We start from the raw sequence: 18,928 nt of genomic DNA, 5'->3' as shown, positions 1-18,928 counted from the left end.
TAAAAGTAAATAAATAGCAATAATTATTTTATTATGCGCTCTTTGAGGGGACTTCTTGACCTGCGGACCCGTCGAGCAGCCACCATAGCTTACCTTGGGGTTGAATAAATCTACTGGGATAAGTATAGTTGTCGGCTATCGGTGCAAAAATTTGTGCTAGTGCCGCTTTTTTGCTAGATCCAGCAACTAAAAACATCACGCAACGAGCTTGATTAATTAATGTATACGTGAAGGTAATTCGCGGTTGTCCGTCTTTACTACCTACAGTAACAGCGCGATCGCTCACTTTCAAAGCATCGGTATGAGGAAATAATGATGCTGTATGTCCATCATCGCCAATTCCTAGCAAAATCACGTCAAATACTGGTAGTTCTCCGGGAGTAAGTTGAAAAAAACCTAGCAATTCTTGCTCGTAGATGCTTGCGGCTACATGAGGATCGCTTTCCTTTGTGGGCATGGGGTGGATATTGGTAGCAGGGATCGGGACTTTATTTAGCCAAGCTTTCCTTGCCATCAATTGATTGCTGTCTGGATGCTCTGGTGCTACGTAGCGTTCATCGCCCCAAAAAACGTGAATTTTGTTCCAAGGTAGCGATTGCTTAGAAATCGCTTCGTAGAGGGGTTTAGGCGTACTTCCACCTGCTAGGGCGATCGCACAAAATCCCCGCTCGGCAATAGAATCACTAATGCGATCGAGAATAATTGCTAAACTGCGCTCAATTAGCAATTCCAAGCTTGGTAAAACTTCAACTATTTTTTCCATTTCTTGCTCGTCACTTTTATCATTTAGCAAGACCTACCGAAGTTACCACATTTTTAAGTGGCAATTTTTATTAGTTTACTCGTAGTTACAATAGCAAAAATTTCAAATTTATCAATACTTTGCAGTTATCCAAAATCATTAAAAAACGCTTAATCATTTTTACTCGCTATCCAGAGCCAGGAAAAACTAAAACTCGCATGATTGGAGCATTGGGAGAAATAGGCGCGGCAAATCTCCAACGTCAAATGACTGAACATACTCTAGCGCAAGCCCAACTATTGCAAGAGTTTTGTCCTGTTTCAATCGAAGTGCGTTTTGCCAGTGGCGACAAACAATTGATGCAACAATGGCTAGGAGATGATATTGATTGTCTAGCCCAAGGAGAGGGGGATTTGGGTCAAAAAATGGCTTATTCCCTATTGTCAGCCTTTCAAAATCAAATAGAATCGGTGGTAATTATTGGTAGCGATTGCCCTGGATTAACGCCGCAGTTGATCGCCCAAGCCTTTCAACAATTGGATCTTGGTAGCGATTTGGTGCTAGGTTCGGCAATAGACGGGGGTTATTATTTAATTGCTTTAAGTAAATTTATCCCAGAGTTATTTACAGGTATTAGTTGGGGAAGCGATCGCGTATTAGCCCAAACGGTAGCTATTGCCCACAAGCTTAATTTAATAATTTCTTACTTACCCCCTTTAGCAGACGTAGATAGACCGGAAGATTTGCCTATTTGGGAACAAACACAGAAAGAATGTTAACTTCCTTGGCGGGTTTTCTACGGTACGATAGAACCGCTCAGTCACACCCTAGTTATCTTCATGTCGGCAACCTTGGTTACGGTCGAAACTACTACGCAGCTTACAGACGATCTAATTATTCAACCGCCCACTTCGGGAATAGCTTTACAAGGTCAAATTGAAGTTCCCGGTGATAAATCCATCTCTCACCGCGCGTTAATGTTAGGGGCGATTTCTCAAGGTGAAACCCAAATTCAAGGCTTGCTTTTAGGGGAAGATCCCCGCAGTACCGCCGAATGCTTCCGAGCTATGGGTGCAGAAATTTCCGACTTAAATACCCAATTGGTGAGGGTTAAAGGCATCGGCTTAGGACAACTCAAAGAGCCAGTAGATATTTTAAATGCGGGAAATTCTGGTACAACTTTAAGATTAATGCTAGGGCTACTAGCGTCGCACCCAGGGCGGCTATTTACGGTTACAGGGGATAGTTCCTTGCGATCGCGTCCCATGTCTCGTGTAGTCAAGCCCTTGCAGCAAATGGGCGCTCATATTTGGGGACGTGCGGGCGCAGCTTTAGCACCTTTAGCAGTCCTTGGACAAACCCTAAAACCTATTCACTATCAATCCCCTATTGCTTCGGCTCAAGTTAAGTCTTGCCTTCTTTTAGCAGGATTAATGACCGAGGGAAAAACCACCATAACTGAACCTTCGGTATCGCGAGATCACAGCGAACGAATGTTAAAAGCATTTGGGGCGCAACTTACCACCGACCCCGATAGTAAAAGCGTAACGATAACAGGTGGAGCTACCTTACACGGACAAACGGTAATTGTTCCTGGGGATATAAGTTCGGCGGCTTTTTGGCTAGTAGCAGGCTCGATTGTTCCCGGTTCAGAAATACTTATTGAGAATGTCGGCGTTAATCCCACCCGCACCGGGGTAATAGAAGCTTTAGCAATGATGGGCGCAGATATAACGCTAGAAAATCAGCGCGTAGTAGCTGGAGAACCTGTCGCCGATTTACGAGTGCGTGCAAGGGCGTTACATGGCTGTACAATTTCTGGTGACTTGATTCCCCGATTAATTGATGAAATTCCTGTTCTCGCCGTAGCTGCCGTTTTTGCATCGGGAACGACAATAATTAAGGATGCGGAGGAATTAAGGGTTAAAGAAAGCGATCGCATTACTGTGATGGCAAATCAGTTAAATAAAATGGGGGCAAAAATTAGCGAATTAACCGATGGAATGGAAATTACTGGCGGTACTCCTTTAACCGGGGCAGAAGTTGAAAGCTATAGCGATCATCGTATTACTATGAGTTTAGCTGTCGCGGCGCTTAATGCTCAAGGCAAAACTACTATTCACGGCGCGGAAGCGGCGGCGATTTCTTATCCTACTTTTGTTGCTACTCTCAAACAAGTTTGCGGAACTAACTGAAAAATGGACGTAATTCCAGCAATTGATTTACTAAATGGTGCGTGTGTGAGGCTGTATCAGGGCGATTATGCTCAGTCTCAAGTTTTTAACGATAATCCCGTAGAAGTGGCAATAGAATGGGCAGAACAAGGCGCTACAATCCTGCATATTGTAGACTTAGATGGCGCGAAAGCGGGTAAAGTAGTCAACCATCAGGCGATTTCTCAAATTGTCCAAACCGTACCCGTAAAAGTTCAAATAGGCGGCGGATTACGTGACTTTTCCAGCGTGGAGCAATTATTAAACTTAGGCGTACATCGAGTAATTTTAGGCACTGTTGCAGTAGAACAACCAAAACTTGTCGCCGACTTATGCCAATCATTTCCAAATCAAATTGTTGTGGGTATAGATGCGCGTAACGGCAAAGTTGCAACTCGTGGTTGGCTAGAAAATTCCGAAGTTTTAGCCACCGATTTAGCCCAGCAAATGCAAGAATTAGGCGCAGCGACGATTATTTACACAGATATTCATCGCGATGGTACGTTACAAGGGCCAAACTTAGCAGCATTGCGCGAACTAGCCGCCGCCCTATCTATCCCAATTATTGCTTCTGGTGGCGTAAGTTCCATTACCGACCTTCTCAGCTTACTAGCGCTAGAACCCCAAGGAGTAAGCGGTGCGATCGTCGGACGCGCTTTATATACTGGCGATATCTCTCTCAAACAGGCAATTCAAGCTGTTGGACAAGGACGCTGGCAAGATATCCCGCCCGATTTAGAGTCCTCAGCCTGGGCATAATAACTAGAGATGCCCCCTTCAAAAAAGCGCAAGTAAAACATATTTCCCCCTTTTTAAGGGGCTAGGGGAGATATTACCGCATTGCCATTTTCCTGGTAAAAATATCCAGACATACATAATCTTCACTACACCCTAATTTGCCTCTATCGTAGCTTTTGTACGTGAGATTACGGAAATATTACCGCTAGAGTGCGCATACTTAAATACAGAACAAATATACTACTAACTTTTAAACATAGCAACAAGCAATTGTCAAATTTCAAAGATATTAGTTGCTGACAAGGGAAGAAAAAAGTTATATGTTCCCTCAGAGCAGATAATAAAAACAGTGCAAAGGCAAATAAATAGTTTTTCATTCATGATTACCCGCGAACTAACAAAAAGTCCTCCTAGGGCAGATATTGGACAAATGAGCCGCGTTTTAGTAGTAGAAGATGAAGAACTAATTAGGGAAATGGTCGTTTTGGGCTTGGAAGGCGAGGGTTATGCAACGTCCATCGCGACGGATGGACGTACAGCTTTATTATTGCTGCAAAATACCGAACCGAACTTTGGCGAACTTCCCTTTGACTTAGTAATTTTGGATATAATGTTGCCGCAAGTAAATGGAATGGATATTTGCCGCTTACTGCGCCATCAAGGAAATCCCGTACCTATTCTTATGCTTAGTGCTAAAGGTAGTGAAATCGATCGCGTTTTGGGCTTAGAAGTCGGCGCTGACGATTATCTTACTAAGCCCTTTAGTATGCGGGAATTAATCGCTCGTTGTCGTGCTTTGCTGCGCCGCCAGCGTTTAGGCGGTTTACCTCCATTACCTGTATTGCAGTTTAAAGAAATTGCTCTTTATCCTCAAGAATGCCGGGTAATGGTACGCGCTCAAGAAGCCAGTCTTTCGCCAAAGGAATTTCGCCTTTTAGAATTATTTATGAACTATCCGCGCCGAGTCTGGTCGCGCGAACAATTGCTAGATCGAGTATGGGGAGGAGATTTTGTTGGCGACAGCAAAACTGTAGATGTTCATATTCGTTGGCTGCGGGAAAAATTAGAAGTAGATCCAAGTCATCCAGAGTACGTTATTACGGTGCGAGGATTTGGCTATCGTTTCGGTTGAAGGTAAAAGTTATAAACCAACCCAAAGACTATAAAAATCGTTAAGCTGATATCTAAAAGCTTAAATATTGCCTGTGGTTTCATTTTTGCTTGGATTAGCCGTCGCCGTTGGATTTTGGGTTTGGCAACAAATTCGATTTAAGCGCAAGTTGCAACATTTGCTTGAAACTTTTGGCACGGAAGTGTCAGAAGTTTCGCTGCCATTAATTCCCCGCTTGCGTCGCGAAATTGCCCTACAAAATCAGCGTCAACAACAATTGCTTTCCCAGCTACAAACTTGGGAAACTTTGCTAGAATCCGCACCCATTGGATATTTGCAAGTAGATGACGAAAATCAACTATTGTGGTGCAACCCAAAAGCTAGACAATTGCTTGGATTGCAAAAATGGAAGCCTGGACAACTACGTTTGCTTTTAGAATTGGTGAGATCCTACGAATTAGATCGGCTAATTGAGCAAACCCGCGATCGCGGAGCGCCACAAATCCAAGAATGGTTGCACCACCCAGATTGCTCTGATGCAGCCGCCATCAGCCATCTACAAAAAATCAGCCTGCGAGCCTCTAGTTTACTTTTACCTCAAGAACAAGTAGGAGTATTTATAGAAAATCAGCAGCCGATCGTAGAAATCATCCAAACGCGCGATCGCCTAGTTTCTGATTTAGCACACGAATTAAAAACCCCTCTAACTTCCATTCGCTTAGTAATAGAGACTTTACAGCAGCAAATAGACTTACCTTGGCGGCGCTTAATTGATCGCTTGCTCCCAGAAGTTGACCGCTTAATTAATTTAGTCCAAAATTGGCTAGAAATCAGTCATTTAGAGCTAGAACCTCACAAAAAATTAAATCTCCAACCTGTAGAATTACAAAGTCTGATTTACTCAGTTTGGCAAAATCTCGAACCCATCGCTCAAGAGCGCCATCTTCAGCTTGACTACTCCCAAAGCGCTCCCCTATGGATAAAAGCTGATAAATCGCGGCTGACTCAAGTATTTTTAAATCTACTTCACAATAGTATTAAGTACAGCCCAGCAGAAGCTACTATCCACGTAATTATTAATTTGCTACCGACTAAAACGGCTCCCAAGCAAGTACAAATTAATGTAATAGATAGCGGTAAAGGCTTCCCAATAGAAGATTTACCTTACGTTTTTGATCGCCTGTATCGCTGCGAAGCAGATAGAAATCGGCATTCTGTCGAAAACAATACATCTTTACCGATAATTAATGGTAGTGGATTAGGTTTAGCGATCGCCCAACAAATTGTTCTAGCTCACGGCGGTACAATTAAAGCTAAAAACCATCCTGATACGGGTGGCGCTTGGCTACAAGTAGAATTACCCAAAATTATCCCGAACTTGAGTAACTAGAACTATATTAAACAAAGAGTTCTGTAACTGATTGCAACCAAAAGCCAACAGTGAATAATGCCGTTTCCGATCGCAATTTTGAACGACCCCACTTTCAGCGCCGCATTCGGCGTTTAGAACGCGATATTCTCCGTATGGGTGCTTTGGTTGAAAACTCTTTTCGCTTGAGTCACCAAGCCTTGTTTGCTCGCGATCTAATTGCTGCTGAACAACTTCCTTTACTTGATAAAAAAATCGATCACTTCTATCGTCAAATTGAGTTGGAATGTGCCGCATTAATCACCTTAGAAGGGCCTGTAGCTCAAGATTTGAGACTAATAAGTGCTTTTATGCAGCTAGTTAGAGATTTAGAGCGAATTGGTGATTATGCCGAAGATTTAGGCGAAATTGCTTTGAAAATGTTTCCTTACCCTGCTCATCGCTGCGTCCCCCAAATTGAAACGATGTCTCATCACGCCCAAGCAATGTTAGCTACAAGTTTAGTCGCTTTAGCGGATTTAGATGTTACGGCGGGGCAATCGGTCAAACGTTTAGATGATACAGTTGATACTGCCTACAAAACCCTTTATCAAACCTTAGCCAACGAACGCGATATCAAGGGAGTTGTCGAGCCAATTTTATTGTTGGTATTAATTATTCGCCATCTAGAGCGAATGGCAGATCATGCTACTAATATAGGTCAAAGAGTCGCTTACATAGTTACTGGACAAAGAGGCTAAACCAAAAACCTTTAACAAAGCCTTACCTGCTCTTAAACTTACTACTTTAAAATTTAGCTAACCATTGACCTGCATAATTTTCTATTGCTAGGCAGCACCGCCAAACCAATAACGATTGAAAGTATTGAATTAGCCATCAATTGCGCGATCGCCCAGCCTCTTAATTTAAAGTTTCTACATTATTTGATGTGAGTTAAATTCTACAAATACTCAATCATTAAGGTAGATGTATCAATAGCGGTTTTAACCTATGGCAATTTCAGCTTTAAATCCCACCTTACCCACCATGCTGACGCAGCGGATATTTAGCCGCCGCGAAATAATTCCACCACGTCAAGACATTTTATGGAAAATCGATCGGGGAGCAGTACGGACTTATACTTGGAGCGAACAAGGTACATTAATTACTCTCGGATATTGGGGAAAAGGAGATGTCGTCGGTCATTCCCTATCACGGGTTAATCCTTATCAAATAGAATGTTTAACAAGTGTAGAAACAAGTCTTCTCCCCTTGAAGCTTTGGGATGAAGCCCTAGAAGCGATGCTTTCCCATATTCAACAAACTGAGGAACTATTAAGCATTGTTCATCGCAAACCCGTATCGCTAAGATTGTGGCAATTTTTAAACTGGCTAAGTCAAAAATTTGGTCGTCAGGTCGATCGAGGACAATTAATTGATATCGCAATAACTCATCAAGAAATAGCTGAAGTTATTAATACAACACGAGTGTCAGTGACAAGAATGTTACAGCAATTTGAGGAGGAAAACCTACTAATACGTCACCAACGACAGCTAATCATTCCTTTAGGAAATAACCAAAAACTAAAGTTTAGATGAAGACTTAAAAAAGTGTAACTTTATGTTGACACATTTAAGCAAAAGCTTTGTATAATCGAGATTGAGGATCGAACGTAGTAGCAAACCTGCAATCAATAAAGCAATTTCTACAAGTATTTTAAGGTGTGAGTGAGAGGAATATATGTCGAAAGTTTTTTGGAACGCGCTTAAACTAAGCCCAGTTTTATTAGGAGCTACTCTACTTGTAGCCAGTCGCGCCCAAGCTGCGGAAGTATCAGCCGCAGACCTAGCGCCAAGTCCAACAGTAGCTACAAACGAAACACTACAGATTCAACCTACTGAAAGTCAAATAGTAGCAGCAAATGTTCCCGCAGCGACTACAGAAGTTGCCCCCGTAGCTCCAGCAACTCAAGAAATTGTCAAATCAGCACCAATAGTTGTGAGCCAAAACGCTCCAGCTAACGACAATCTAGCTCAAGTAACATCAGTTTCTCAGCTATCGGACGTACAACCTACCGACTGGGCATTTCAAGCATTACAGTCTTTAGTTGAACGTTACGGTTGTATCGCTGGTTATCCTGACGGCACTTACCGAGGTAATCGCGCTTTAACTCGTTACGAATTTGCCGCAGGTTTGAACGCTTGTTTAGACCGCGTTAACGAACTAATTGCCACCGCCACAGCAGACCTAGTAAGACGCGAAGACCTCGCCACCTTGCAGCGTTTGCAGGAAGAATTCTCGGCTGAACTTGCTACTTTACGAGGTCGTGTAGATGCTCTTGAAGTTCGGACGGCGGAACTAGAAGCTAACCAGTTCTCGACCACAACCAAACTAACAGGAGAAGTTGTAGCAGCTATTTCTGATGCTTTTGGCGATCAATCAGTTGGTGGCGACGACCTAGATACGAATACAAACACTACTCTTGGCGCTCGCGCTCGTTTGAACTTCAACACCAGTTTCACTGGCAGAGACTTACTGAGAACTCGTTTACAAGCTGCAAACTTCAACAGCTTCGATACGGGTACTCCTATGACTCGCTTAGGGTTTGAAACCAATACTGATAACCAGTTTGAATTAGACGACTTTTTCTATCGTTTCCCCATTGGTGAAAGATTCCAAGCGCAAGTTGACTTCTCCAACGTTGAATTTAACGACAACGTCTATACCTTCAACCCAGCTTTTGAAAGCAGTGGACGCGGTGCAATATCTTACTTTGGACGCTTTAACCCCATTTATCGAGTAGGTAGTGGCGCGGGATTAACCCTCAACTTCAATCCCAACGGCCCAATTGGTGCATCTGTAGGTTATATAGCAAATAATGCTAATGACCCATCCGAAGGAACTGGATTATTTGACGGTTCTTTTGCTGCATTAGGTCAAATTGCTTTTAGACCTAGTGAAGCCATCAACATTGGTTTGACCTACGCTCGTACTTACGAAAAAGGTAATGGTCCAGGGGGTGTTGGCGGTGCTGACACAGTAAGTTTATTAGGTGGTACAGGTAGCACTCTTGCCAACCGACCTTTTGGTAACGTACCTACAGCAGCTAATCACTACGGTGTAGAAGCAAGTTTCCGTGCTAGTGACAAGTTTACAATCTCTGGTTGGGCTGGTCTTACAGACGCTGAAGACAAGTTCCGTGGTGGCGATCTCAGCGCAACTTCCTTTAACTACGCAGTTTCTTTAGCTATTCAAGACGTTGGACCCGAAGGTAGCCAACTTGGATTAATCTTTGGTCAACCACCAAAAGTTACCGACAACGATTTAACCGTAGCTAACAACGGTGGTTTTGGCGGCGGTGGTGAAGATCCAGACACCTCCTACCACATTGAAGCGCTTTACCGTTTGCAACTCAACGACAACATCGCTGTTACCCCAGGCTTATTAGTGATTCTTAACCCAGAACACAATGATACCAACGATACAATTTATGTAGGAACTTTGCGTACTACATTCACGTTCTAGACACAGTGAATAATTAATGAAAAACTCGCTCTAGCTAATGAAGCTAGAGCGAGTTTTTGCACTAAACTAGCAAGCAATTATGCAGATATTTGTAGACAAAGATCCAGAAATAAAGCCAAGGGAAATTAAATTGCTCGTGCTAGATATTGATGGCACGATCGCTGGATCGTCAAATACAATCAATTCCCGCGTCTTACAAGCTGTTAAAGCGGTGCAAAATCGTGGCGTACAAGTAGCGATCGCCACCGGGAGAATGTATCGTTCGGCTTTGCGTTTCCATCAAGACATTGGCTCGGCTTTGCCCCTATTAGCCTATCAGGGGGCTTGGATTCAAGATCCTAGTAGCGGAGAACTTCACCGTCATTGGTGCGTCGATCCTAATACCGCCCACCAACTTTTAGACTACTTTGAGCAACCGCAATTGCAAAATCTCTTGTCGGTGCATTTTTACATCAATGATCGCCTGTACGTCCGGGAAATTACCCCAGAAACAGAGATTTATGCGCTTAGATCAGGAATAGAACCAATTGCTGTTGGAGACTTGCGCCGCGTCCTTGGCGAAGCACCAACCAAGGTTTTAGCTTTAAGTGACGATACCGAGGTAATAGATCGCTTGCTGGGCAATTTGCGTCAACGATACACCCCCGCCGAACTATATTTGACTAAATCTGTGGCAACATTTTTTGAAGCTACAAACCCGCTAGTTAATAAAGGTACGGGTGTGCGCTATCTAGCTGAAGAATTACTAAAAATAGACGCTGCTAACGTTATGACAATTGGCGATAACTTCAATGATGTAGAAATGCTAGAGTACGCCGGACTTGGGATCGCCATGGGTAACGCTCCTGCGGGTGTCCAAGCCGTAGCTCAGTGGGTAGCGCCTGGAGTCGAACAAGATGGAGCCGCCGTAGCGATTGAAAAATATTTGCTTGAGAATAATTGAAATTCAGAAAGAACACCGACGACTTGCCGTGTTTCGTCTCGGTGTTCTGGCTGGTTCGCTCCTCACACAAGATTAAATATATATGAAGATGATTAATTTGTCACCAGTTGTAATTTTATTATCTATCTTTAGATAGAGAGTAGTTAGAGTTCTTGGGGCGCAAAAACTCCCAACCGTTGTAACACAAGTTTTAAGACTGTGTAAGTCGCTAAGATTAAACTTAAGCGCGATCGCGCTAAATCGGGTGTTTGGGTTTTTGTGGCACCAAAAATTTGACAATGGCTATAAAAATCTGCAAAAGCTTGACTTAAACTTATTGCTATTTTTGCCCAGTCATCTAAGATTAATTTGGGAGAACAGCAAAAGTCGTCTACTACCTTGACAAGCTGAGTAATTAGAGCATATTCGGCAGGATGACAGAACTGGAATTGCTGGTTGTAATTTAATCCTACTAACGTCTGCCAATGATTAATAGTTAAAATCTTTGTGGCTTCCGGCAAGTAAATTAAGTCAGGAAACATTGACTTAATTTGATTAGTTGATATTTCTTCTAAAGTAATCAATCCTTCTCTTTGAGCTAACTGCATCAAACTATAGCAACGTGCATGAGCATATTGAATTGCAAACAAACTATATTTATTGCTTAAAGCCCTAGAATATTTTGGTAGAGGTAAGTTAGCTAATACTAGCGCTCCCAATGGCAGGCATTGCAACCAATTGGCTAGTTTAAGCTCTGTCAGTTTTAACTGCAAAAAACCTGGCGCGACTACAGCGAGTTCAAAATCTGGCTGGTGTACCTCAGTAACCGCATAAAAAGTAGCAAAGTCTTTGGCTATTTCTAAAGGAGGAATATTTAAAACCTTACTGAATACAAATGCTACGTTTGTCCTATAAGTTACTTGACAGCAACCGTTAGCTCGGTAGGATGTAGACATAGAATCAACTAGCGGCAATGGACTATTCACAAAATACCTGTTCGCCGCCGTTTTTAACTGCTGTAAAGCTAGTTGCTTAATTGCTGGATAGGCTAAACACCATTGACAGCAGTGATATTCTATACTCAATCAAACTCTAGCCCCAAAAACCGTCGATTTAGTAATTTGATAATAACTGTTGATTCTCTACTTTTTAGCAAGGCGATCGCCAATAAATTCATGACATATATTTTTGATTGCCTAATTTACTACTCTATTGCTGATTTTTATTTAACTAGATTGAATTACAATAGCTACAATTTCACCAACCATAAAATTCACTAAACAATAACTAAAGACAAATACAATTACTTAGATAAATGTGTAATTATAGTTTAGCTTGACCGCTCAAACAGCCGATTCTTTTGTATAGACCTATCATTACAGAAAATCGGAAACGACTGCAATTAATGTAACTTTTCACGCTTGATCGCCATTTGCTTTAAATTATGCAATCCCCATCTTTTTCAGAGCCATCACGACCTTTCTTAACTTGGCAACGGATTCTCGACTGGGCTAACGAGCATTATCGATGCCGTAGTTTTAGTAAAGATGAGCGCATTCCTGCTAGACCTGGATTGCTTTATTTAGTCCAGCGCGGCGCTGTACGACTGGTAGGCACAGCACAACCCAGCACCACCGCAAGTCAATTGATGTCAAGGCGGATTAACCGCACTCCCGAAGAAGCTTTTTTAGGCTTTGTGGGCGCGGGACAGCCTTTTGAAATTGTTGCTCAATCTCCTTTTACGCTGCAAAGTTACGCTCACGTAGACCAAACAGCAGTAGTGTGGATGTATTGGCACGACTTAGACAACTGGCCCCATTTCCGCCGGGAAGTGCTAGATGCTTTTCGCTACCAGCACCAGCGCAAGCTATTATGGCTGAGTGCTTTAGGTCAAAGACGCACCATCGATCGGTTATTAGGCTTTTTAACATTGTTAGTTGAGGAATATGGCGAAGCTTCAGTAAGTGAAGAAGATCCAGAAACTTTGCGCGGATATTATTTGCCTTTTCCTCTTACTCACGCTCAAATCGGTAGCGCCATTGGTTCTACGCGCGTTACTGTTACCCGCTTGATGGGTAAGTTACGTCAAAAAGGGTTATTGATTAACCAAGGAGACAACTTAATTTGTTTGCCCGCCGCTTCGATAAATTTAGTACGGCGTTAAAGTTAGCGAATTCTGACAAACCCACTTTGACTAATTAATTCTTGCCCTTGATTTGAGAGCAGAAAATTGACGTAGGCATCCCCAGCCAACTGCTCGGTTTGACCGTTTTGTTTGATGATCGCAAATAAATTCCGCGTAATGGGGTATGCTCCCGATTGAAAAGCCTCGGTATTTAATTGATTGCGCTGGCTGGGGCATTGAGACAACGGCACAAAAGGTTCTTGAAAAGGAGGGACTAATTCGTTAGCTTTGCGCCCTAGGGCTATCGGCTTAATCGTACATTGAGGAACAACTTCGGGGGCGGAGGCATAGTAAATTCCTCCAGGGCTACTAGCTAGTTTTTGCAACGCTTGAGTAGTAGTAGCAACAAATTGGACGTTGGCGGCAAACTTTTGGTTCCCCAAAACATCTTGAACAAAAAGCTCTACCGTACCGCCATCATTAGCAGGACGCGAATAAGGTTGAATCGCCACATTTGGTCCACCGACTTGTTGCCAGTTAGTTACCTTGCCTGTATAAATAGACCGAAGTTGGTCTATCGTCAGTCCAGAAATATTTAAGCTGGGATTGACCGCCACTGCTAGACCATCAATAGCAATAGGAGTTTGTTGTAGCTTAAACCCTCGCTGTTGAGCGCTGCTTAACTCCTCGTCTCGGAGACTCCGGGATGATTGAGCAAAGTCTAGCTTGCCATCAATTAACATTTTAATTCCCGTGGATGATCCTGGTGCAACTCCGGTGGAGGTAACGTACCGCAAGCGAAATTCAGGACGCGCCGCTTGAATTGCTGAATCTACTCGCAAACGGATAGGGGCCCAAGAAGTGCTACCACCATAATTAAATAAGCCACTAGGAACTTTTTGTACGGAGGCAAAATCGCGATCGCTACTAGCATTGAGAGGAGCTTCTGGCTGGTTATTGGTAGGAGTAGGGCGATTATTATTAGTTGCCGTTAAGTTAATCCCCGATCGCATAAACCACCATATTGCCCCCCCGACTAGCCCCACAGTAATTAATAAAGCCACAATCAAAAGCGGAGTTTCATTTTTTTGAGACATAAATTACTCGCAGTAATGGTTAGACAATTTTCTCAACATCAATTTAACCTGTTATTTTAACTACAAAAATTAGCGAATACTAACAAATCCAGCTTTAGCAATTAATTGTTGACCTTGGGAAGTCAAAAGTAACTTAGCATAAGCTTCTCCGGCTTGCTGGTCGGCGTTGCCATCAAGTTTGACAATTACAAATAAGCGACGAGTAATTGGATAATCACCGCTTTGAAAGGCTGCGGTATTTACTTGATTGCGTTGGCTGGGACACTGAGAAAGGGCAATAAATGGCTGTTGATAAGGCGCAATAAGTTCTGTAGCTTTACGACCCAATGGTAAGGGTTTTACAGTACATTGGCTGACAATTTCGGGAGCGGAAGCATAATAAATACCGCCGGGATTTGCTGCTACGGCTCTCAAAGCTTGGGTAGTTGTGTCGCTAAACTGGACGTTGCGACCAAAATCTGCCCCGTTTAAAACATTTTCGGCAAAAAATTCAGTAGTCCCGCCTTCATTGAGTTGGCGCGAATAAGGAACAATGGGTAAATCTATACCTCCTAATTGTTGCCAATTAGTTAATTTACCCGTATAAATTTCTTGTAATTGCCCTAGAGTCAGACCAGAAATGTTTAAATTTGGGTGAACGGCGATCGCAATACCATCAATGGCAACAGGTATGGCTTTAAGCTCAAAGCCTCTAGCAGTGGCGCGGTTTAACTCTTGCTCTTTAATTGAGCGTGAAGATTGAGCAAAGGCTAATTGACCATCTAATAACATCTTGATCCCACTACCAGAACCAGGAGTTCCAGAGGTGGGGTTGGTATAGCGCAGCCGAAATTCAGGATGGACAATTTCAATTGCTGGATCGACAATACCCCGAATGGAGGCCCAAGTTGTACTACCACCATAACTAAATAGCCCCGTAGGAAGATTGGTTACTTGGGCAAAAGTATTTGGCTCAGTTTGATTTTTAGTTAAATCAGTTAGTTTGATCCTATCTTGAGTAAACCACCAGATCGCGCCACCTACCAAACCTAATGTAGTTAGTAAAGCTAGAACTAAAATAGTGGTTTCGTTTCTTTCGGACATGATTGCTTGTTAGCCACTGTTAGCGAATAAATCGAGCAAGTAACTTGTAGATTAATTTATATAGTGCCGTTACAGCGATCGCACCCAAGCCTGCAACTATCGCTAATATTAATACCGTTTGCCAAGTTCCAATTCCTGGCAAACTACTAACAATTTTTTTGTGCAATCCGGGCAAGAATAATATTAGGGCTAAGGTAAGACCCGCAATAATTAATAAATCTTTGCCCTCAATCCAGCGTCGCCATTGGACAAAAATTAGTCCTCCCAACACAACTAGCCACGCTCCGGTAGTCATTAAAGTTGTACCTAAAAGACTCGCTAAGGCGATCGCAATTAAACTCCCCTCAAAGCCAGTAAAAGCGCCATTGATTAATAATTCCCAGGTTGAAAAAGTGGGATGCGATTGCTGCCTGACAGCAGGAGCAACAGGAGTAGTAGAAACAATCGGGGCAGAATTCGGAATATTAGTTAAAGATGGGTTAGGCTTTGCCCTAGGACTAGGTGGCGGTGTTTGTGGGACAGGAATTATAGCTAGAGCATCCAATACTTCTTGCGCCGATTGAAAGCGTTGATTTGGAGCTGCTATCAACATTTTATTTAGTACATTTTCTAGCGTTGGACTAATCTTGACTTCTTTTTGCCAACTCCATTGATTGCTATAGTTATCAAACAAATCGGCTGCGTCTTTACCTGTCAGCAACATTACACAAGTAACCGCCAAAGCATATAAATCGGTAGATGGATAAACTTGCTTGCCAGACATTTGTTCTGGGGGGGCAAATCCCAGGGAATAAATGCCTGTGGAAGCCTTGCTAGTGGCGGTGCTGGCTACTTGTTTAACTGCACCAAAATCTAATAAATACAAGCGCCCGTTTTTGTGGCGCATAATATTGGAAGGTTTGATATCTCGATGAATCGAGCCGCTATCGTGGACAAATTTTAAAACTTTGAGAACTTCTAGTAATACTTCTTGTACCTCAGCTTCGGAAAACTTGCCTTTTTCCTGTAGTTCTTCTTCTAAGTTTTTGCCATCAATAAATTCTTGAACTAAATAAAAAAATTGCTCTTGTTTGGAAGGTTGAAGACTGGGAACAGTTAAATCAAAAAACGCAAATAAGTCGGGGATTTGATTATTTTGATTGCCAATTAGTTCTAAAACTTCCGCTTCGCGTTCAAATAGTTGGTGGGCTGTTTGTAATTGCTCTGGGGTTAAATCGCCAGAGGGTTTGAATTGCTTGACTACGCACTTACGGAAACCTGGAGTATAGCGATCGCGCGCCAAAAAAGCCGCCCCAAATCCTCCCCGTCCTAACAATTTTAGTGGTAAGTAGCGCCCTACTAAAATCAATGGCATTCCGCAAGTAGTACAGTACTTTTGCTGTGTCGTCTTTAAGGTTGCACCATCATCTAAATCGGCAAAATTATTTTGCGGACGGGGACAACTTGAACGAGTGCAATAGACTTCCATAAATATTGATGATTTGGACGGTAGCAATAAGCAATTTTCTTGTTTATAACTTATGCCGATTAACTTTTAGCTAAATATTTGTTTTCTCAGCTTGGGGTGCTATGGAAATTGGGCGATCGCTTATTTCTCCAATAGCTTCAGTAATTAATGGTTGGACGGATAGAACCTCTTGATTCCATCCTGGGGTAGCAAATTGGGGTAAAACTTCTTTGCTAAAAGCTTCCGCCGCTTTTGAGCGATAACGATTGGGGTTGAAAATTAGCCATAGCGTCCGTTTGACTACAACTCCTTCAATCGGAGTGCAGTGGAGGACGTTCATTTGTAATTCTTTAGCGATCGCACTTAGCGACACAAAAGCTGCTCCTAACCCTGACTGCACGGCATTTTTGATTGCTTCAATTGAATTGAGTTCCATTTCTATTTTCAAGCGGCGCGTATCAATTTCACAGCGAGTCAATACTTGATCGATAACTTTACGAATTGTCGATTGAGAATCGAGAGCAATAAATTGTAATTTATATAAATCGTCTCTTTGAATTGTGTGCAGTTTAGCAAAGGGATGAAAAACAGGTAAAATCAGCGCTAATTCATCTTCCGCGTAGGGAATAATCTCTAAAGATTCTTGCAATTCGCTAGGTACTTCACCACCAATAATTGCTAAATCCACCTGTCCGTTGGCGACACTCCAAGCTGTGCGGCGGGTAGAGTGAACGTGTAACTGGACGGCAACATCAGGGTATTTTTGCCGAAATAAGCCAATCATCTGCGGCAAAAGATAAGTTCCAGTAGTTTGAGACGCGCCGACAATTAACGTTCCACCTTGAAGATTTTGTAAGTCTTCAATGGCGCGGCAAGTTTCTTGACACAAAGTCAGGATTTTTTCGCCATAACTTAGCAAAAGATAACCTGCTTCGGTTAATTGAGCGCGTCGTCCACCGCGATCAAATAAAGGCACATCTAATTGCCTTTCTAAGTTTTGAACTTGGAGGCTAACAGCAGGTTGAGAAACGTACAAACTATCTGCGGCACGCTTAAAGCTTCCTTCTGCCGCGATCGCTTTCAGGATGCGTAACTGATCTAAAGTGAAAGGAAGGTCAGACATACAGCTACCAAGAGTTAAAACGGAAAATATGTAGGAAGGTTTCTTCCACAGAGTTTTACAATAGAGCGGAAAATCTGCTCTTGAGGGTTTCCCTCTACAGAGTTTTCCAAGAGAGAAGCAAAAAATCATTCCCTTGCTAGGGGTTTAGACTTTGGTTAGCTGCTCAAGCAAACAAGTTCGTCTAAAAACTGACACTAGCACAACGCTATTGACTTTGGTTTGCTCTTGACACTTTGCAACAACCCTTGCACTGTAACCGACAAAAAAATCTGTAACTATTAACCTAGTACACAGTGCGAACCAAAAATTGCTAATGTCAGAAACGGAAAATCAAGATCGCCAACATCCTTTACACGGTCGCGATCGCATTATCGTTAACAATCTATTAATATCTTCGCCTACCGATTATAATCTGGCGGAGCTTGCCAGACTACGGATTCGTTACAATGGCTTTCCTGGCGCTAGAGATATTCAAGGGGATTTAGACCTAGTGTTGCAAAACTGGGAGATTACAGAAACCCAATTATTTGCTAAAACTCGTCAAATCCACGCTAACCAACCACTTTATAAAGGTAAAGCTAATAAGGGTGAAGACGAAGACTGGAGTTAAATAACATTAATTAAGATATGGCTTGTGAACAGTCGCAGGGTTGTTTGATTATGGAGTAGCAGGGAAAAAGTAGCGCATCAACAATAATTAATTGCCCAACTAGAGCAATAGCAAAAAGCCCTTCATTCACTATGAAAGGCTTTCAATGTTTAGATGGTTCAAAATTTCTTAAGCTTGTTGACGAAAACACCAACCCAAAAGCGTACCACCTATAGCTAACTTAATTGCTTCTAATAGCCAGTAAGCAACGTGCAAGTTGTTCATTGTGCTAGGAACTTCAACAGCTTCAAACAAATTTAGCTGGACTCCTGTAGCGCACATTTGCGGAGTCAAAAAGTAGGCATTGGTTAAAGCTACAGCTAACATCATTCCTGACAAAATCACCGCACCGCGTCGCCAGCTATTGCTTACAAAAGCTGTTTTATTTAAAGCTAGTACGCCAGTTAATACTACCGCCGCCGCTACTAATTCAATCCGGTTGAAATTCCAGAAAATTAGATAACCTGCGGAAGTAAAACCCGCTTGTGTCATCATCCCTGACACATATAAACTAGGCATAATTACCCAGTCTAAAATTAAGCTTGCACCCAGCCATAAACTCAAGGTTAATAGGACAATAGTTTGCCAAGGCGAAGTCTTTAATTGCAGGTTAGAAACAGCAGTCATATAATTTCCTCTGATGTATTCTATATTTTTAGCTTATCTAATTTTTTTAGTAACAACGGCGAAATATTATTTAAAGTAAACCCGCGCAAAGCCCTAAGTTTTGTGAACTCTAACCAAGATTGATAACAATTGCTTAGATTAAAGGTAATTAGCGATCGCATATTTTTTAAACGCCAC

The 18,928-nt window shown here is 42.4% G+C and carries 18 protein-coding genes; 11 read left to right on the top strand and 7 right to left on the bottom strand.

The window, feature by feature from the left end:
- Window positions 1-31 precede the first annotated feature (31 nt).
- The gene (gene pgl / locus SYN7509_RS0215990; protein WP_009631858.1) at window positions 32-763 is read right to left on the bottom strand and encodes a 6-phosphogluconolactonase; all 732 of its coding nucleotides are present in this window, start codon (window positions 761-763) and stop codon (window positions 32-34) included.
- 119 nt (window positions 764-882) lie between these two features.
- Between pgl and SYN7509_RS0215985 the strand changes: the two genes are divergently transcribed.
- The 9 genes from SYN7509_RS0215985 to SYN7509_RS0215945 all read left to right on the top strand — a co-directional run bounded on the left by SYN7509_RS0215985 (window position 883) and on the right by SYN7509_RS0215945 (window position 10,621).
- The gene (locus tag SYN7509_RS0215985; RefSeq protein WP_009631857.1) at window positions 883-1,521 is read left to right on the top strand and encodes a TIGR04282 family arsenosugar biosynthesis glycosyltransferase; all 639 of its coding nucleotides are present in this window, start codon (window positions 883-885) and stop codon (window positions 1,519-1,521) included.
- A gap of 60 nt (window positions 1,522-1,581) precedes the next feature.
- On the top strand, window positions 1,582-2,937 hold the full coding sequence (gene aroA, locus SYN7509_RS0215980) for a 3-phosphoshikimate 1-carboxyvinyltransferase (RefSeq protein WP_009631856.1): 1,356 nt from the start codon (window positions 1,582-1,584) through the stop codon (window positions 2,935-2,937).
- Between the two features lie 3 nt (window positions 2,938-2,940).
- Complete coding sequence (gene hisA / locus SYN7509_RS0215975) at window positions 2,941-3,714, top strand: 1-(5-phosphoribosyl)-5-[(5-phosphoribosylamino)methylideneamino]imidazole-4-carboxamide isomerase (protein WP_009631855.1); 774 nt, start codon at window positions 2,941-2,943, stop codon at window positions 3,712-3,714.
- A 358-nt stretch (window positions 3,715-4,072) separates the two neighbouring features.
- Window positions 4,073-4,825, top strand: a complete 753-nt coding sequence (locus tag SYN7509_RS0215970) for a winged helix-turn-helix domain-containing protein (RefSeq protein ID WP_009631854.1) — start codon at window positions 4,073-4,075, stop codon at window positions 4,823-4,825.
- 73 nt (window positions 4,826-4,898) lie between these two features.
- A complete protein-coding gene (locus SYN7509_RS0215965; RefSeq protein WP_009631853.1) occupies window positions 4,899-6,194 on the top strand; it encodes a PAS domain-containing sensor histidine kinase in 1,296 nt (431 codons plus the stop codon).
- Window positions 6,195-6,244: 50 nt separating this feature from the next.
- The gene (gene phoU, locus SYN7509_RS0215960; RefSeq protein WP_009631852.1) at window positions 6,245-6,913 is read left to right on the top strand and encodes a phosphate signaling complex protein PhoU; all 669 of its coding nucleotides are present in this window, start codon (window positions 6,245-6,247) and stop codon (window positions 6,911-6,913) included.
- 250 nt (window positions 6,914-7,163) lie between these two features.
- On the top strand, window positions 7,164-7,751 hold the full coding sequence (locus tag SYN7509_RS0215955) for a Crp/Fnr family transcriptional regulator (protein WP_009631851.1): 588 nt from the start codon (window positions 7,164-7,166) through the stop codon (window positions 7,749-7,751).
- A gap of 142 nt (window positions 7,752-7,893) precedes the next feature.
- Window positions 7,894-9,678 (top strand): iron uptake porin, encoded by a 1,785-nt coding sequence (locus SYN7509_RS0215950; protein WP_009631850.1) that lies wholly within the window; start codon window positions 7,894-7,896, stop codon window positions 9,676-9,678.
- Between the two features lie 79 nt (window positions 9,679-9,757).
- Window positions 9,758-10,621: a Cof-type HAD-IIB family hydrolase gene (locus SYN7509_RS0215945; protein ID WP_009631849.1), complete on the top strand. Its 864-nt coding sequence runs from the start codon at window positions 9,758-9,760 to the stop codon at window positions 10,619-10,621.
- A 143-nt stretch (window positions 10,622-10,764) separates the two neighbouring features.
- On the opposite strand, the gene SYN7509_RS0215940 is transcribed toward SYN7509_RS0215945, so the two are convergent.
- A complete protein-coding gene (locus SYN7509_RS0215940; RefSeq protein ID WP_028954365.1) occupies window positions 10,765-11,685 on the bottom strand; it encodes a DALR anticodon-binding domain-containing protein in 921 nt (306 codons plus the stop codon).
- Between the two features lie 359 nt (window positions 11,686-12,044).
- Between SYN7509_RS0215940 and SYN7509_RS0215930 the strand changes: the two genes are divergently transcribed.
- A complete protein-coding gene (locus SYN7509_RS0215930) occupies window positions 12,045-12,764 on the top strand; it encodes a Crp/Fnr family transcriptional regulator (protein WP_009631847.1) in 720 nt (239 codons plus the stop codon).
- Window positions 12,765-12,766: 2 nt separating this feature from the next.
- On the opposite strand, the gene SYN7509_RS0215925 is transcribed toward SYN7509_RS0215930, so the two are convergent.
- From SYN7509_RS0215925 to SYN7509_RS0215910, 4 genes are all read right to left on the bottom strand, one after another.
- Window positions 12,767-13,822, bottom strand: a complete 1,056-nt coding sequence (locus tag SYN7509_RS0215925; RefSeq protein WP_009631845.1) for a phosphate ABC transporter substrate-binding protein — start codon at window positions 13,820-13,822, stop codon at window positions 12,767-12,769.
- A gap of 69 nt (window positions 13,823-13,891) precedes the next feature.
- Entirely contained in the window at window positions 13,892-14,905 is a 1,014-nt protein-coding gene (locus tag SYN7509_RS0215920; protein WP_009631844.1) for a PstS family phosphate ABC transporter substrate-binding protein, read from the bottom strand.
- 19 nt (window positions 14,906-14,924) lie between these two features.
- Complete coding sequence (locus SYN7509_RS0215915) at window positions 14,925-16,373, bottom strand: serine/threonine-protein kinase (RefSeq protein ID WP_009631843.1); 1,449 nt, start codon at window positions 16,371-16,373, stop codon at window positions 14,925-14,927.
- A gap of 70 nt (window positions 16,374-16,443) precedes the next feature.
- Window positions 16,444-17,475: a LysR family transcriptional regulator gene (locus tag SYN7509_RS0215910; protein WP_009631842.1), complete on the bottom strand. Its 1,032-nt coding sequence runs from the start codon at window positions 17,473-17,475 to the stop codon at window positions 16,444-16,446.
- A gap of 313 nt (window positions 17,476-17,788) precedes the next feature.
- Here SYN7509_RS0215910 and SYN7509_RS0215905 point away from each other — a divergent pair, with 313 nt between their 5' ends.
- Entirely contained in the window at window positions 17,789-18,085 is a 297-nt protein-coding gene (locus SYN7509_RS0215905) for a DUF3288 family protein (RefSeq protein WP_009631841.1), read from the top strand.
- A 168-nt stretch (window positions 18,086-18,253) separates the two neighbouring features.
- Here SYN7509_RS0215905 and SYN7509_RS0215900 read toward each other — a convergent pair whose 3' ends face one another.
- On the bottom strand, window positions 18,254-18,751 hold the full coding sequence (locus SYN7509_RS0215900) for a DUF4149 domain-containing protein (protein WP_009631840.1): 498 nt from the start codon (window positions 18,749-18,751) through the stop codon (window positions 18,254-18,256).
- Window positions 18,752-18,928: the final 177 nt, after the last annotated feature.

Source organism: Synechocystis sp. PCC 7509 (assembly GCF_000332075.2).
Classification (GTDB): domain Bacteria; phylum Cyanobacteriota; class Cyanobacteriia; order Cyanobacteriales; family Chroococcidiopsidaceae; genus Aliterella.
The sequence above is the reverse complement of the archived record's forward strand: the minus strand, read 5'-3'. Positions and strand labels throughout refer to the sequence as shown.

Coding starts and splice junctions, on each gene's coding strand:
- pgl (WP_009631858.1), bottom strand. CDS start 763: ATGGAAAAAATAGTTGAAGTTTTACCAAGCTTGGAATTGCTAATTGAG.
- SYN7509_RS0215905 (WP_009631841.1), top strand. CDS start 17,789: ATGTCAGAAACGGAAAATCAAGATCGCCAACATCCTTTACACGGTCGC.
- SYN7509_RS0215950 (WP_009631850.1), top strand. CDS start 7,894: ATGTCGAAAGTTTTTTGGAACGCGCTTAAACTAAGCCCAGTTTTATTA.
- SYN7509_RS0215930 (WP_009631847.1), top strand. CDS start 12,045: ATGCAATCCCCATCTTTTTCAGAGCCATCACGACCTTTCTTAACTTGG.
- SYN7509_RS0215955 (WP_009631851.1), top strand. CDS start 7,164: ATGGCAATTTCAGCTTTAAATCCCACCTTACCCACCATGCTGACGCAG.
- aroA (WP_009631856.1), top strand. CDS start 1,582: ATGTCGGCAACCTTGGTTACGGTCGAAACTACTACGCAGCTTACAGAC.
- SYN7509_RS0215910 (WP_009631842.1), bottom strand. CDS start 17,475: ATGTCTGACCTTCCTTTCACTTTAGATCAGTTACGCATCCTGAAAGCG.
- SYN7509_RS0215925 (WP_009631845.1), bottom strand. CDS start 13,822: ATGTCTCAAAAAAATGAAACTCCGCTTTTGATTGTGGCTTTATTAATT.
- hisA (WP_009631855.1), top strand. CDS start 2,941: ATGGACGTAATTCCAGCAATTGATTTACTAAATGGTGCGTGTGTGAGG.
- SYN7509_RS0215915 (WP_009631843.1), bottom strand. CDS start 16,373: ATGGAAGTCTATTGCACTCGTTCAAGTTGTCCCCGTCCGCAAAATAAT.
- SYN7509_RS0215970 (WP_009631854.1), top strand. CDS start 4,073: ATGATTACCCGCGAACTAACAAAAAGTCCTCCTAGGGCAGATATTGGA.
- SYN7509_RS0215920 (WP_009631844.1), bottom strand. CDS start 14,905: ATGTCCGAAAGAAACGAAACCACTATTTTAGTTCTAGCTTTACTAACT.
- SYN7509_RS0215945 (WP_009631849.1), top strand. CDS start 9,758: ATGCAGATATTTGTAGACAAAGATCCAGAAATAAAGCCAAGGGAAATT.
- SYN7509_RS0215900 (WP_009631840.1), bottom strand. CDS start 18,751: ATGACTGCTGTTTCTAACCTGCAATTAAAGACTTCGCCTTGGCAAACT.